Origin of the sequence: Mesorhizobium sp. M0244, from assembly GCF_040321795.1 — a bacterium.
Classification (GTDB): Bacteria; Pseudomonadota; Alphaproteobacteria; order Rhizobiales; family Rhizobiaceae; genus Mesorhizobium.
In genome coordinates this window covers 111,185-125,986 of sequence record NZ_JAMYSE010000007.1, presented here as the reverse complement: position 1 = coordinate 125,986, position 14,802 = coordinate 111,185, and the positions used below count along the sequence as shown (strand labels likewise).

The following is a 14,802-nucleotide window of genomic DNA, read 5'->3' as shown; positions in this document are numbered from 1 at the left end:
CCTTTTTCATATCCGTGAAACTGTCAAGCTGTTTCACGTTCGGGTATGAAATCAGCGTTCGAACGCGTCGAGCATTTGGTACCAGGCGATGGTCGCGGCAACGCCGACCTGTCGAAAGGCGTGAAACGGGATCGGCCGGATCGGCGAGACCGGGAACGGCAATTGCCTGATGTCGCCGCTCGACAGATAGGAGGCGATGCGCTCACCAAGCGCGGTCATCAGGCCGATGCCGCGGCCTTGGCAGCCGACCACCGCCAGCAGGCCCTTCTCGGGCTCGTGGATGTGAGGGAGATGGTCGGGTGTCATTGCCACCCGGCCAAACCAGCGCTTTTCGATAGCAACATCGGACAGCGCCGGATAAAGCCGCAGCAGTGCGCGTTCGAGATGCGCCCAGTCGGCCGGGCCGTTCGGCAGCGCCATGCGGCCGCGCCCGCCGAGCACCAGCCGGCCGTCGGCACTCTTGCGGTAATAGACGAGGATGCGGCGCGAATCCGACACCGCCTGCCCCTCCGGCAGGATCGCCGCCGCGAGATTGGACGACAGCGGCGCCGTCGCGATCTGGAAGGAATGCAACGGGACGATGGTCTCAGCGAGGCCGGGGAGCAGGCCGCCGGTATAGGCGTTGGTCGCCAGGACGACCGCCTTGGCCTTGAGTTCGGCGCCGCTTTTCGTCGAAACGTGCCAAATGCCGGCATCTTTGCTGATCTGCATCACGTTCTGGCGCTCGGCGATCTTCACACCCGCCGCTGCAGCGATGCGCGCCAGCTCCGACGTATAGGCGAGCGGGTCGATGACACCGGCGCGACGGTCGAGCCAGCCGCCGAGATAGCCTTGCGCGCCGGTCATCGTCGCAATCTCGGTCGCGCTCAGCAACCGGACATCGGCGCCCCGCGCCCGCCACTGCCGGTCCCGGTTCGCCGCCGCTTTCAACGCGGTCTCGGTATGCGCGGCCTGAATCCAGCCGTTGCGGACGAACGGCACCGCCAGTTTTTCATCGCGGATCAATTCGAAGACGGCATTCGCGGTCGAGGCGGCAAAGTTGACGAGCGCCTCGCCGCGTTCGAGACCAAAATGCTCCAGCAGCCAGTCCGGATCGTATTTCAGGCCGGGAATGACCTGGCCGCCGTTCAGGCCGGATGCGCCATTGCCAATTTCGCCGGCGTCCAGCACCTGGACGGCAAGGCCGCGCCGGGCGGCGTGCCCGGCGGTCGACAGCCCCATCATGCCGCCGCCGACGATAACGACATCGGCGCGTCGGCCGGCTGGAAAAAGCGACTGGAACGCGGTGGCTGTCCGCGACTTCTGCCAGATTGGATCGGAAAACCGTAAGGGCAAGCGTCACCTAGGGATCTTAGTCGGTGAAAACCCTAGCGACGGTTTCATTATTTTGAAAGAGCGTTTTCCGTCGCCATTGGCGCACGTCAGGCTCGATCAAGGTCCAGCGATGCAAAGACCGCTTGAAAGAATTGACAAAGCTCGCCCTGGAAGCGGGATAGACCTTTGGCGGGAATTTGGTGAAAGTGCCGCCGTCGAACGACAAGCCTATTTTGCGGCCGTTCATCGGCCGCAACGACCGCGACACCCGGACCGAGACAACAGGAACCGTAAGCCATGACGAACGCCACACACTTGCCATCCGAAGGCCTCTTCCTTGGCCGTGCCATGACGAGCGATGCTCCCCACCCGCTGGTGGTCACGGTGCGTGACGGCACTGTCTTCGACATTACGTCACCTGTGGCACCGACTATACGCGACGTTTGCGAATTGCCGGATCCGGCAGGGCATGTCCGCTCGGCCAAGGGGCGGCCGATCGGCCCGCTCGATGCCATTGCCGTCAACAGTTTCGAGACCGCGCGCGATCCACAAAAACCATACCTGCTTTCCCCGGTCGACCTGCAGGCGATCAAGGCGTCTGGCGTCACCTTCGTCGTCAGCCTGCTCGAGCGCGTCATCGAGGAGCAGGCGCGCGGCTCGGCGGAAAAGGCCGACGCCATTCGCGCCGACATTGCCGGGCTGATCGGCCACGATCTGTCGAAGCTCAAGCCCGGCTCGCCAGAAGCGATGGAGATCAAGGCCAAGCTGATCGCTCGCGGTGCCTGGTCGCAATATCTGGAAGTCGGCATCGGCCCCGATGCCGAGATCTTCACCAAATGCCAGCCGATGGCCTCGGTCGGCTTCGGCGCCGATGTCGGCCTGCATCCGGTTTCGACATGGAACAACCCGGAGCCGGAGATTGCCGTAATTGCCGCCAGCAGCGGCAGGATTGTCGGCGCTACGCTCGGCAACGACGTCAATCTGCGCGACGTCGAGGGGCGCTCGGCGCTCCTGCTCGGAAAAGCCAAGGACAACAACGCTTCGGCAGCACTTGGCCCCTTCGTCCGGCTGTTTGACGAGACCTTTTCCATCGGCGACGTGAAGCAGGCGATCGTGCGCCTGAAGGTCGAGGGCGAGGACGGATTTTCGCTGGAGGGCGCCAGTTCGATGGCCGAGATCAGCCGCTCGCCGGAAGAGTTGGTCGCCGCCGCAATGGGGCCGCACCATCAATATCCCGACGGGCTGGCGCTCTATCTCGGCACCATGTTCGTGCCGTCGAAAGATCGCGGCGAAAAAGGCAAGGGCTTTACCCACAAGGTCGGCGACATCGTCACCATCTCGTCGGAGAAGTTCGGCGCCCTGGTCAACCGCGTGCGGCTGTCGCCCGACTGCCCGCACTGGACCTATGGCGCAAGCCATCTGATGCGGGCCCTCGCCAGAGCCGACCTGATCTAAGCTCCCGCTGTCCGGCAGGCGCCTGCCTGGAAAATATCACGCGAACTGATGCAATCTGATGGAAGAGCTGATGGCGCCTTGGTTTGCGCCAACTACCACTTGCAGATGAGGCTTGCCATCAATCGAAAAAGGGGATGCTCTGATGCACCCAGGTCGACGCTGGCAAAATGCGATCACGGTTTTTGGCCGTGATCGTCGTCGGAGGAGGAGTTCGGTTCAAATGGGAGGAAATCAAATGCTGACGAGGCTAAGACTGCTTGTACTTGGCTTGATCGTGGCGCTGGCCATTCCGGCCGCGGCACAGGCCAAGACGTTTTACTGGATTTCGCATGGCGGCCCGGCCGATCCGGTCTGGACCTACTTCCTTGCCGGCGCCAAGCAATGGGCGACGGACACCGGCAATACCGTCAACACCTCGTTCCACAATGGCGACGTGGCGTCTCAACAGGAGGCTGTTCGCGCCGCAATCGCCGCCAAGGCCGACGGCATCACCACGACCAGCCCCGATCCGGGCAGCCTTGTCGAGATCGTCAAGGAAGCGCGGGCGGCGAACATCCCGATCATCAACTTCAACACGCCCGACCCGAAGGCGGACTTCAACGCCTATGTCGGCGGCGACAACGTCACCTTCGGCAAGCATTGGGCGCAGTACCTGGTCGACAAGGGCCTGGTGAAGAAGGGCGACTTCGTCTGGATGCCGGTTGAAATTCCCGGCGCCACCTATGGCGTCCAGGAAGAGGAAGGCATCAAGAGTGTGTTCGAGCCGCTCGGCATCACCTATGAAATCACCGAAGCGACGCTCGATCAGGCCGAAGTGATCAACCGTATGGTCGATTACCTCACCGCCAACAGGGCCAAGGTCAAGGCAGTCATCGGTCTTGGCGACCTTGTCACCGGTTCGATCAAGCGGGTGTTCGACCAGGTCGGCGTCAAGCCGGGCGAAATCCCGGTTGTCGGCTGGGGCAACTCGCTCGACACCACCCAGGAAGTGCTGAACGGCTACGTCAATGCCGGGCAGTGGCAGGATCCTCAGGCGACCAGCTATGTCGCGCTCTCGCTCGCCAACATGGCGGCGAGCGGTATTCCGCCCGGCTTCGACGTGATCACCGGCGCGCTTTACGAGAAGGACACCGCGGCAGTCTACGACAAGATCCTGTCCGGCAAATAAATCCGCGATCGAGTTGGTCACGGCCGCTCCGGCGGCCGTGACTGCCTCATTATTCCGCCGAATCCGGCTGCGGTCTCGGCCAGTTCCAATCCTATCGCGGGTCCAAGGTGGAAAATCATTCCCTTATCCAACGCTCGATCGCGCGGCCCGAGTTCGGGCCGTTCGTGCTGCTTGTCGTCGAGATCGCCGTGTTCTGGGGCATCAATCACGACTTCCTGTCGCCGCAGAACATCTCAAACACGCTGGCCTTCACGGTCGAGCTCGGGCTGATCGCGCTGGCGATGACACTGCTGATGACGTCTGGCGAATTCGACCTCTCGGTCGGCTCGGTGTTCGGCTTCTCGCCGGTCCTGATGTGGACGTTGTTCAACAGCGGCGTCACCTCGCTTGAAGCAGGCTTCGTCGTTGCGCTGGTGGTCGCCGCCTTCATCGGCCTGGTCAATGGCTGGTTCGTGACGCAGCTCAAGATCCCGTCCTTCCTGGTGACGCTTGGCATGCTGCTGGTGGTGCGCGGCACCGCTTTGTTCGTCACCAACGGGTTTCCGCAGCGGACCTGGAGCGCCGAGGGCAGCTGGCTTGCGGAAGCGCTGGTCGGCGATTTCTTCATCGGGCCGTTCCGTATCTATATGTCGCTGTTCTGGTTTATCGCGGCGGCAATCGCGCTCGGCTACGTGCTGACGCAGAGCCGGACCGGCAACTGGATCCAGGCGGCCGGCGGCAACCCAAGTGCTGCAAGGGCCCGCGGCGTCAATGTCAGCGGCGTCAAGATCGGCTTGTTCATCCTGTCGTCGATCCTGGCCTCGCTTGCCGGCGTCATCAGCTCGCTGCGTACCTCGGCGGCCAACCCCAACAGCGGCACCGGCTACGAGCTCGAAGTCATCGCCATGGTGGTGATCGGCGGTACGGCGCTGACCGGCGGGCGCGGCACCATCATCGGCACGGTGCTCGGCATCCTGATCCTGCGCGTCATGCGCAACGGCATCGTGCTGATCGGCGTGCCGGGCCTTGCCTACAACATCTTCATCGGCGCCATCATCCTCGGCATGATGGCGCTCCACTCATGGCTGGAACGCCGGCATCAGGCAGGGACTTGAGACGATGGTCGAGCCACTGATCCGCATGACAAACATCCGCAAGTCCTATGGCCGCGTGCAGGCGCTGGTGGATGCCAATTTCCATGTCAACGAAAGGGAGATCGTCGGCCTGCTCGGTGACAACGGCGCCGGCAAATCGACGCTGATCAAGGTGTTGTCGGGTGCGGTTCCGCTGACCAGCGGCGACATCTTCATCCGCGGCAAGAAGGTGAATCTGCGCAGCACCAGCGACGCCATCGCCCATGGCATCGAGACGATCTACCAGGACTCGGCGCTGGTGACGCAGCTGTCGATCGCCCGCAACCTGTTTCTCGGACGCGAGCCGATCAGACCGCCGCGTTTCCTCAACCGCATGGACCAGGAGGCGATGAACGTGGTTGCCCGCGACCTGCTCAAGCAGGTCGGCATCTCGAAGAACATACCGCCGACGACGCCGATTGGCTCGCTCTCCGGCGGCGAGCGGCAGGCGGTGGCGATTGCACGGGCCATGCATTTCGACAGCGATCTCATCATCCTCGACGAGCCGACCAACAATCTCGGCGTTGCCGAAACGCAAGGCGTGCTGAGCTTCGTGCGCAGTGCCCGCGATTCCGGCCATTCCTGCATCTTCATCGCCCACAACATCCATCATGTCTTTCAGGTGGTCGACCGCATCGTGGTTATGCGCCGCGGCAAGGTGGTCGCCGACGACATCGACCCGAAGAAGACCAGCGTCGCCGAAGTCGAACGCGTCATCACCGGCATGTCGGACAAGGAGATCCATGACGCGCTGGTCGAGGGCACACAACGGCCCGGCTGAGCAGCCGGGGCCGGCTGACCGTCGAGGCACTGGATCGCATCGCCATATGGTTGCGACATGAAAGCCACCGTTTCGGATATTGCCAGGAGCTGCGGCCTGTCGACCGCGACGGTCGACCGCGTGCTCAACAACCGGCCGGGGGCGAGTGCCGCCAACCGGCAGCGCGTGATGGAGGCGGCCAAGCAACTCGGTTATCTACCGGTCGTCGACCAGGTCGCGTTGCCCTCGCGGCCGGCGCATCTCGAATTCTTCCTGCCGATCGGCAGCAACGCCTTCATGGCCGATCTGGCCAGGCACATCGAGGATTATGCGGCGCGCCTGCCGCTGGTCGCCTCCTGCCGCATCCACAAGCTCACCGGCATCTCGCCGAGCGCCTTGCAGGCGGCTGTCGAAAACCTCTCGCTCAAGGCGAACGGTGTCGGCGTCATCGCCATCGATCATCCGAGAACGCGCAACATCTTGCGCGAGATCGTCGAGGCCGGCATCCGCCTGGTCACGCTGGTGTCCGACGTTCCGGGCGCGCCCCGCTCGGCCTATGTCGGCATCGACAACCGGGTGGCCGGCCGCACCGCGGCGCTGCTGATGGGACGGTTCCTTGGCGGTCGCCAGGGCCATCTGGCAATGGTGGTCGGCTCACGTTCCTATCGCGGCCATGAGGAACGCGAGATGGGCTTTCGCTCCGTGCTTGGCGAAGAGTTCCCCAATCTGACCGTCACCAGCGCCGTCGAGATCAATGATGAGCCGGAAGTCAGTTATACCGCGACCATGAAGGCGCTGCACAACGAGCCGGAGCTGCTCGGCATCTATTGTATCGGCGCCGGGCGCTCGGGCGTGGCGAAAGCGTTGCTCGAAGCCAAGCCGCAGAAGAAGCCGGTGTTCATCTGCCATGATCTGACGCGCGAAACGCGCGGCTATCTCGTCGACGATCTGCTCGACGTCGTCATCGACCAGAATGCGCGGCTGATCGCCGAACAGTCGGTCATTCGCCTGCTCGGCTCGATCGCCTCGTCGGCGCCCTATCTGACGCGGAAATTCATCGAGCCGCGCCTGATCTTCAAGGAAAATGTCCCGGTGCAGTGATGCCGCGCGAGGGCTATGTTCGCTCGGCCTCGATCGTTAAAATTCGGTTGATACCGCAAATCTGCACATCAGCTATGCAACTTTTGTGGTTGCCGAATCATTGGGCAGCCAGTACCTTCATAAGCGTCGGCCATCTACTCCTCCCAGATGCGATGCCGACGTTGAATTCGGTGCACCTCCTCCCGCACCGCATTCGAAAATCAAGCCCGCTGCCACCTCCTCCCGGCAGCGGGCTTTTTCGTTCCGGCTCCTGGTATTGGGCAAAGGCTGGGGTCATGACTAATCACCGAACACGATTGTCAATCCGCGTCCGATGACTATCGGCGATCGCCACCGGCCTGTGTCCGGGCATGCTGCAGCCGCGATCAGCGAATCCGTCGGAATCCTGTCACACTTGTCACCCTCAGCAATTCGCTATCGGCCCTATCCTGCCTGACAACCAACAACCAACACGTCGCGCAGGGAATGGTGCGGCGACAGACCGGCAACGGAGGAGCGTGATGACGGCACACCCGAACGGAACAAAAGAGCACGCGGCGGCGCGGCGTGCAACGAACGAGCCATCGATCGTTTCGCCGCTTGCGAGTCTATCTGGCCCTGAAGGACGTGATCAGGCCTTCCGCCATGCGCACGAACTGCGCGCTCGGGCCCTCGGAGCCGACACTTTGCAGGCTGACGCGGGCGCCCTCGAGCAGAAGCGACAGCGTATCGGCGAGAAGTTCGGCTTGGCCGATGCCGGCATCGCGACACAAGAAGACCAGACGCTCGCGCTGCGCCTCCTTGAGTTCCTTGATCACTTGCCTTGCCGGATGATCGGTCTCGCTCAACTCGATGGCGGCGTTGGCCATGTCGCAACCGCGACGATCTGACATCAGGCAATCGGCTGCCATCCGGACCCAGGCATGCAGTTGCGCCAGTTTGTCACCCGGATGCTCGGCCTCGAACTTTTCCCACATCGCATTAGCGCTGCAGGCCGTCGCCCGCAGACATTCGATGATCAGGTCGTCCTTGGACTCGAAATGCCGGTAGAGCGTCATCTTGTTGGTGCCGGCGGCCTCGGTGATGGCGTCGATGCCGACGCCGCGAATGCCATGCTTGTGAAACATGTCCCGTGCCGTCTCCAGGATCCTGTCTCGGGGGCGAACACGCTCCACAATACCGTCTGTCATCAAAACCTCCGTGCTTGCGTTTCCCGAAATTCCCTCGGTACACCTCTTGACTAGGGTGTTACCGGTCTGTAACGTTAGAGATGTTACTTACCTGTAACACCCGCATTGCATCATGTCAAACTCGCAAGTGCCGGCCATCAGCCCCGCCCCAATCGGCAAGGGGACGAACCGCACCTTACGGCCTCGCCGGCGAGCAAGAGAACACCCGATCCGCGGCGTGCCGCGGATCGCCAAAACCAGGAGCCGCTTCGATGTCGCAGCGCAATGATCTGACGATCGATGAAGTCGTGAAGGATCCGATGATCCGCATGCTGATGAAGGCCGACCGCGTCGACCCGCGGTCTTTCGAGGCGATGCTGCGTGCACTGGCGGACGAGCAGGCCGAGCGCCGCAATGCGCCGCAACGCCTTCTGGAAGATTTCGGCTTTCTCGAAGATTCCGGCTCAACGCGCAGCCGGCGGCTGTCCAGGGTAGCCAGGGCCTTTGGCCGGGCCAGAGCATCGGGCGAGGCGTGCATCTCATGGTAAACTTCTTCATCCATCGTCCGATCTTTGCGTCGGCGATCGCCATCATCATGGTGCTCGCCGGTGGGATCTGTTATTTCCTGCTGCCCGTCTCGCAGTTTCCCGACATCACCCCGCCCCAGGTCGTGGTCAGCGCCCATTACCCGGGCGCCAGCGCACAGGTTGTCGCCGACACGGTGACGACGCCGCTCGAACAGCAGATCAACGGCGTTCAGGGCATGACCTACATGTCGTCGTCGAGCTCCAATGACGGCTCCTCGACGATCACCATCACTTTCGAGGTCGGTTATTCCCTGAGCACCGCCGCCGTCGACGTCCAGAACCGCGTTTCGCAGGCGGCTTCCTCGTTGCCGGCCATCGTCAACCAGGGCGGCGTAACGATTATGAAACAGAACCCGAACTTCGTCCTGATCGTCGACCTCACCTCGCCGGACGGTTCCGTCAACCCGGTCGCGCTGAGCAACCTCGCCTATCTGCAGGTGGTCGATCCGCTGAAGCGCCTGCCTGGCGTCGGCGACGTGCAGATATTCGGCGAGCGGCGCTATTCGATGCGCATTTGGCTCGATCCCGACAAGCTCGCCAATCTCGGCATCACCGCCGTCGACGTGCAAAACGCCGTCGCCGAGCAGAACGTCCAGGTGGCGGCCGGCAAGATCGGGCAGTCGCCGGCCCCGGCCGGCACCGCCTTCGAGATGCAGGTCAACGCGGTCGGCAGGCTAAGCGATCCCAAGGAGTTCGGCGACATCGTCGTGCGGGCCAACACCGCCAACGGCTCGCTGGTTAGGCTGCGCGACGTTGCGCGCATCGAACTCGGCGCCCTGCAATATTCGTCGTCGGCCTTCTTCGGCAAGGATCCGACGGTGGTGCTCGCGGTCTACCAGATGCCGGGCTCCAACGCGCTCGATCTGCAGCAGCGCGTCAAGGACAAGATGCAGGAGCTGTCGGCCCGCTTTCCGAAGGGCGTCAGCTACGCCATGCATTACGATACGACGCGTTTCGTTTCGGCCTCGATGCACGATGTGCTGATCACGCTCGGTGAGGCGCTGATCCTGGTCGTCGCCGTGGTGTTCATCTTCCTGCAAAGCTGGCGCACCACGATCATCCCGACGATCGCGATTCCCGTGTCGCTGGTGTCGACGTTGGTCGTCATGTACATGTTCGGCTTCTCCTTGAACATGCTCAGCCTGCTCGGCATGGTGCTGGCGATCGGCCTCGTCGTCGACGACGCCATCGTCGTCGTCGAGAATGTCGAGCGCCAGCTGGAGGCCGGCCTCAAACCGCTGGCTGCCACGCGCGCGGCAATGGCCGAGGTCACCGGCCCGATCATCGCCACGACCGCTGTGCTGATGGCCGTGTTTGTACCGGTCGCCTTCATCCCCGGCGTTTCCGGCCGGCTCTACAACCAGTTTGCCCTGACGGTCGCGATCTCCTTCGGCATCTCGGCCTTCGTCTCGCTCACGCTTACTCCGGCGCTCAGCGCCGCCTTCCTGCGCCACCGGCCGGAAACGCAGTTCGTGCTGTTCCGCTGGTTCAACACGGGCTTCGAACGGCTATCGCATGCCTATGCGAATGGTGTGCGCATTCTCATCCGTCTGCGCTGGATCATGCTCGGCGTGTTCGCGGCCGGACTTGTCGCGACCTATTTCGTCTGGCAGCGCCTGCCCTCGACCTTCCTTCCGGTCGAGGACCAGGGCTACTTCTTCGTCGTCATCCAGCTCCCCGACGGGGCCTCGCTGGAACGCACCGACGCGGTGGCGCAAAAGGCACGCGACATCCTGCAGAACACGCCCGGCGTCGACATCGTCGGCTCGATCAGCGGCCTGAACTTCCTGACCAGTGCCGCCCAGTCGAACTCGGCGGTCGAATTCGCCATCCTGAAGCCATGGGACGAACGCGGCCCCGACCAGAGCGCCTCGAAGCTCGTCGCCGACGTGCGCAACAAGCTGCTGCAAATTCCGGAGGCTTTTGCGCTGAGCTTCGACCCGCCGTCGATCCCGGGCATCGGCACCACCGGTGGCTTCGAGTTCCAGGTCGAGGACCTGACCGGCCGCGGCAGCGTGGCGCTCAACGATGCGACGCAAGCGGTGATTGCCGAGGCGCGCAAGCAGCCAGAGCTCAATCCGCAGCAATTGTTCTCGTCGTTCTCGACCTCGACGCCGCAGTTCAACTACGACCTCGATCGCGCCAAGGCGAAGCTGCTCGGGCTCAGCCTGCCGGACGTCTTCAACACGCTGCAGATCTATCTCGGCTCGCTCTATGTGAACGATTTCAATCTGTTCGGCCGCACCTTCCGGGTGACGATCCAGGCCGACAAGGACTCTCGTGCCGGTCCGGCCGACATTTCGCGGCTCTATGTCCGCAATGCTTCGGGCGGCATGGTGCCGCTGAGCACGCTGGGCAAGCTTGTGCCCGTCGTCGGCCCAGAGACCGTGCCGCATTACAACAACAATGCGTCGGCCCTGATCAATGGCGGCGCCGCCCCTGGTTTCTCGTCCGGCCAGGCGGTCGCGGCGATGGAACGTGCCGCCGCTACGGCGTTGCCGAGAGATTTCGGCTACGAATGGACCGGCATCACCTATCAGGAGCTCAAGGCGGGATCGATCGCATCCGTCGTCTTCGGCCTCGCCATCGTCTTCGTCTTCCTGATCCTCGCCGCGCAATATGAGAGCTGGGCGATGCCGTTCATGGTGCTGCTCGCGGTGCCGCTCGCACTGTTCGGTGCATTCGTCGTGCTGTGGCTGCGCGGCATGCAGATCGACGTTTATTCGCAGATAGGCTTCGTCATGCTGATCGGACTGGCGGCCAAGAACGCGATTCTGATCGTCGAGTTTGCCCGGCGCCGGCGCGAAGAAGGCCTCAGCATCGTCGACGCCGCGATGGAAGCGGCGCGGCTGCGGCTGCGGCCGATCCTGATGACCGCCTTCGCCTTCATCCTCGGCGTGCTGCCGCTGATGTTCGCCACCGGTGCGGGTGCCGCGAGCCGGCAGTCGATCGGCACCACCGTCTTTGGCGGCATGGTCGCGGCGACGATCCTGTCGCTGGTGTTCGTGCCGGTCTTCTATGCGGTGATCGAGCAGCTGCGCGAGCGCAGCAGCGAGAGCGAACCGGTCTCCGAAGCGACTGAACCACCAACCGCCGAACCCGCCTTCGAGCCATTGGCCGAAGCGGCTGAATAGGACTGGAGAATTGATCATGCGTAAATGGAAAATCGCGCTGGGAACGGCCGTCGCCCTTGGGGCGATTTCGGTGGCGAGCGTTCACTTGCTCGACATGGGCAGTCTCAGCCTCAACGCCGGCACAGCCGGGGCAGCGACACCCAAGCCGGAAGCGTTTGTCATGCCGGTACCGGTGGTGAGCGTCGTCAAGAAGACGATCCCGATCTATCTCGACTATGCAGCCCGGGTGGAGCCGATCCGCAGCATCACGCTGCAGGCGCGCGTGCCGGGCTATCTGCAGGAGCAGGTCGCCGCCGACGGCGGCGACGTTGCGAAGGGCGACCTTCTCTACAAGATCGCCCCTGAGGATTTCCAGGCTGCCCTCGAGCAGGCGAAGGCGCAGGTCCAGCGCGACACGGCAACGCTCGACTATGCGCGCTCCAATCTCGGGCGCGGCAGCGAGCTCGCCAAGAGCGGCTATCTCGCCAAGGACGTGTTCGACCAGCGTACCAGCACCTTGCGCGGGGCCCAGGCTTCGCTCGCCGTGAACCAGGCCGCCGTGCGGACCGCCGAGCTCAATTTGAGCTATACCGAAATCCGTGCCCCGTTCACAGGACGCATCGGACGCAGCCAGGCTTCCGTCGGAACACTGGTCAGCGTCGCTGGCACGGTGCTCAACACGCTGGTGCAGCTCGATCCGATCTACGTCACCTTCAATCCGAGCGAAACGGACCTGATGCAGATCGAGGAAGCCCGGGCCGCGGGGCCGATCAGTGTCGATGTCCTGCTTCCCGGTGAAACGGAACCGCGCCAGAAGGGCAATCTTACCTTCATGGACAACACGATCGATCGCTCGACCGGCACGATCACGGCACGGGCGACGGTCGGCAACGGCAAGTTCACGCTGCTGCCCGGCCAGTATGTCCGCGTCCGGCTGCACGTCAAAGAACAGCCCGATGCGCTGATGGTGCCGCAGACGGCACTCGGCTCAGGCCAGCTCGGCAAATACCTCTATGTCGTCGGCAAGGACAACACCGTCGACCAGCGCATCGTTTCGCTCGGACCTACCAATGGCGATCAGGTCGCCATCTTGAGCGGTGTGGCCGAAGGCGACCAGGTGATCACCGGCAATCTGCAGAAGATCGGCCCGGGAATGCCGGTCTCGCCGCTGCCGCAGAAACCGGCCACCTGATAACCCCCATCAGGTCCCGGTCCCGCGGCGCCTTCGGCTTATGTCGAGGGCGCCGTTTTGCTGAGCAGTTCGACCAGACCGGCGACATCGGCGCGCTCGGCCTTGAGCGGTGGCATGAAGGCGCAATAGGGGTGCCCGAGCCGCACCGAGACCGGCGACAGCGCAATCAGGCGGCCTGCTTCGAGATCGGCACGGGCCATGACCCTCTGGCCAAGAGCGATCCCGAGGCCCAGCCTCGCCGAGGCAACCGCCAAGGCTGGACAGTCCAACGCGCCGGCCCTGCGAAGGGTCGGGAGAGCGGTTGCCTCCCGACGCCGCGAACCAATCCGCCCAGGTCGGGTGCGTGGCATAGTTCGGTCCCCAATTGGTGTGGATGAACAGGCTGTCGTGCAATTCCGCCAGGCCGGAGTCGCCATTGCCGTGCCGCTGCCAGAGTTCCGGCGCGCAGACCGGCAGGACCTCGTCATGGACAAGACGGACCATTCGCAGTGCGGGATAGTGATAATCGCCATAGCTGATGCGAAGGTCGACGTTCTGGCGCACAAGGTCGACGGGATCGTCCTCAACCCTGACGTCGATCGCCATTTGCGGGAAGGCGTCAAGCAGCACAGCCAGCCTCGGCGCCAGCCACAATTCGGCTAGCGAAAACGGCACGCTGACGACAAGACGGGTTCTCAGGCTCCCATCCAGCATGCGCCGCCCGATCGCGGCGATGTCGCCCAAGGCCCGTGCGGTCTGCGGATAGATCGCGTGGCCGGCATCGGTCAGCACTATGCGATTGCCGCTGCGCACGAACAGCTGCTTGCCGAACCAGGTCTCGAGATTGCGTATCTGCTGGCTGACCGCTGCCGAGGAGACGCCGAGCTCCGCGGCGGCGAGCGTAAAACTGCCGGCGCGGGCCGCGACCTCGAACGCCCTGATCGCGTTCAGCGGCGGAAGCCGTTCCATACCAAACCAACCTTCCATCAGTTTTTCTTTCGCAAGCCTAATAATTTCGCCGGTTGAGAGAAAGATTTTTTGTCGTCTTCTGTGCTCGAAGCTGGAGCATGAGACGATGAAAGACATTCTCGATCTGGACCGCTACCCGCTCGATCGTGAGGGCAGCAGCGAGTGGAAGCGCCTCGTGGAGCGCTCGATCGCGGCGTTGGAAGCCGACGGCATGTTCAATCTCGAAGGTTTCGTGCGCCCCGGCATCGCCGAACGGGCGGTGCGGGAAATCCAGCCGGTGATGGCCACGCGGTCGCATTTGCACAAGCGGATGCACAACATCTACTTCAAGCCTGATATCCCGGAACTCGATCCTGCCCACCCGGCATTGCGCAAGGTCGAGACCATCAGCCATACGGTCTGCGCCGACCAGATCCCCGGCAGCCTCGTGCTCGCCATCTATGAATACGAGCCGCTTCTGCGATTTTTGGCAGCGGCGATGGGCAAGCCGAAGCTGCACGTCATGCAGGACCCGCTGGCGCGCACCAATGTGATGGCGTATCGCGCAGGCGAGGCGTTGAACTGGCATTTCGACCGCTCGGAATTCACCACCACGCTTCTGCTGCAGGCCGCCTCGCGTGGCGGCGATCTGGAATACCGCACCGATCTCCGGTCGGCCGACAATCCGAATTACGACGGCGTCGCAAGATTGCTCGAAGGGCGCGATCCCGAAGCGAAGATATTGCGCATAGAGCCGGGCACGCTGAACGTCTTTCGCGGCAAGAACACCGCGCATCGCGTCACCACCGTGGAAGGCGAGCGCGAGCGAATGATCGCGGTGTTTTCCTACTACGAAAAGCCGGGCGTGACGTTCAGCGACAAGGAGCGGGTCGGCTTCTACGGCCGCGCGGCCTGAGGGCTTGCC

The 14,802-nt window shown here is 63.2% G+C and carries 12 protein-coding genes; 9 read left to right on the top strand and 3 right to left on the bottom strand.

The features are described 5' to 3' along the window. Positions 1-51: 51 nt before the first annotated feature. Positions 52-1,335, bottom strand: a complete 1,284-nt coding sequence (locus NKJ08_RS08270) for an NAD(P)/FAD-dependent oxidoreductase (protein WP_352781623.1) — start codon at positions 1,333-1,335, stop codon at positions 52-54. Positions 1,336-1,611: 276 nt separating this feature from the next. On the opposite strand from NKJ08_RS08270, the gene NKJ08_RS08265 reads away from it, so the two are divergent. From NKJ08_RS08265 to NKJ08_RS08245, 5 genes are all read left to right on the top strand, one after another. Further along, complete coding sequence (locus NKJ08_RS08265) at positions 1,612-2,769, top strand: fumarylacetoacetate hydrolase family protein (RefSeq protein ID WP_352527682.1); 1,158 nt, start codon at positions 1,612-1,614, stop codon at positions 2,767-2,769. 235 nt (positions 2,770-3,004) lie between these two features. Then, on the top strand, positions 3,005-3,937 hold the full coding sequence (locus NKJ08_RS08260) for a substrate-binding domain-containing protein (RefSeq protein WP_352527684.1): 933 nt from the start codon (positions 3,005-3,007) through the stop codon (positions 3,935-3,937). A 107-nt stretch (positions 3,938-4,044) separates the two neighbouring features. Further along, entirely contained in the window at positions 4,045-5,031 is a 987-nt protein-coding gene (locus NKJ08_RS08255; protein WP_352527686.1) for an ABC transporter permease, read from the top strand. Positions 5,032-5,035: 4 nt separating this feature from the next. After that, positions 5,036-5,830 carry an ATP-binding cassette domain-containing protein gene (locus NKJ08_RS08250; RefSeq protein ID WP_352527688.1) on the top strand — a complete coding sequence of 265 codons (795 nt, stop codon included), beginning with the start codon at positions 5,036-5,038 and terminating at the stop codon, positions 5,828-5,830. Between the two features lie 57 nt (positions 5,831-5,887). Beyond that, a complete protein-coding gene (locus tag NKJ08_RS08245; protein ID WP_352527690.1) occupies positions 5,888-6,910 on the top strand; it encodes a LacI family DNA-binding transcriptional regulator in 1,023 nt (340 codons plus the stop codon). 587 nt (positions 6,911-7,497) lie between these two features. Here the strand turns inward: NKJ08_RS08245 and NKJ08_RS08240 are convergent. Continuing rightward, positions 7,498-8,079, bottom strand: coding sequence for a TetR/AcrR family transcriptional regulator (locus NKJ08_RS08240; protein WP_352527692.1), 582 nt, complete (start codon positions 8,077-8,079; stop codon positions 7,498-7,500). 251 nt (positions 8,080-8,330) lie between these two features. Here NKJ08_RS08240 and NKJ08_RS08235 point away from each other — a divergent pair, with 251 nt between their 5' ends. The 3 genes from NKJ08_RS08235 to NKJ08_RS08225 are packed head-to-tail and all read left to right on the top strand — an operon-like array spanning position 8,331 to position 12,950. After that, positions 8,331-8,606 carry a hypothetical protein gene (locus NKJ08_RS08235; protein WP_352527694.1) on the top strand — a complete coding sequence of 92 codons (276 nt, stop codon included), beginning with the start codon at positions 8,331-8,333 and terminating at the stop codon, positions 8,604-8,606. Then, positions 8,600-11,779, top strand: coding sequence for an efflux RND transporter permease subunit (locus NKJ08_RS08230; RefSeq protein ID WP_352781622.1), 3,180 nt, complete (start codon positions 8,600-8,602; stop codon positions 11,777-11,779). Before NKJ08_RS08235 ends, NKJ08_RS08230 begins: the two co-directional genes overlap by 7 nt. 16 nt (positions 11,780-11,795) lie before the next feature. Then, positions 11,796-12,950, top strand: a complete 1,155-nt coding sequence (locus NKJ08_RS08225) for an efflux RND transporter periplasmic adaptor subunit (RefSeq protein WP_352527698.1) — start codon at positions 11,796-11,798, stop codon at positions 12,948-12,950. Between the two features lie 9 nt (positions 12,951-12,959). Here the strand turns inward: NKJ08_RS08225 and NKJ08_RS08220 are convergent, their stop codons facing one another. After that, on the bottom strand, positions 12,960-13,916 hold the full coding sequence (locus NKJ08_RS08220; RefSeq protein WP_352527699.1) for a LysR family transcriptional regulator: 957 nt from the start codon (positions 13,914-13,916) through the stop codon (positions 12,960-12,962). An 88-nt stretch (positions 13,917-14,004) separates the two neighbouring features. Between NKJ08_RS08220 and NKJ08_RS08215 the strand changes: the two genes are divergently transcribed. Then, positions 14,005-14,793, top strand: a complete 789-nt coding sequence (locus NKJ08_RS08215; protein ID WP_352527701.1) for a HalD/BesD family halogenase — start codon at positions 14,005-14,007, stop codon at positions 14,791-14,793. Positions 14,794-14,802: the final 9 nt, after the last annotated feature.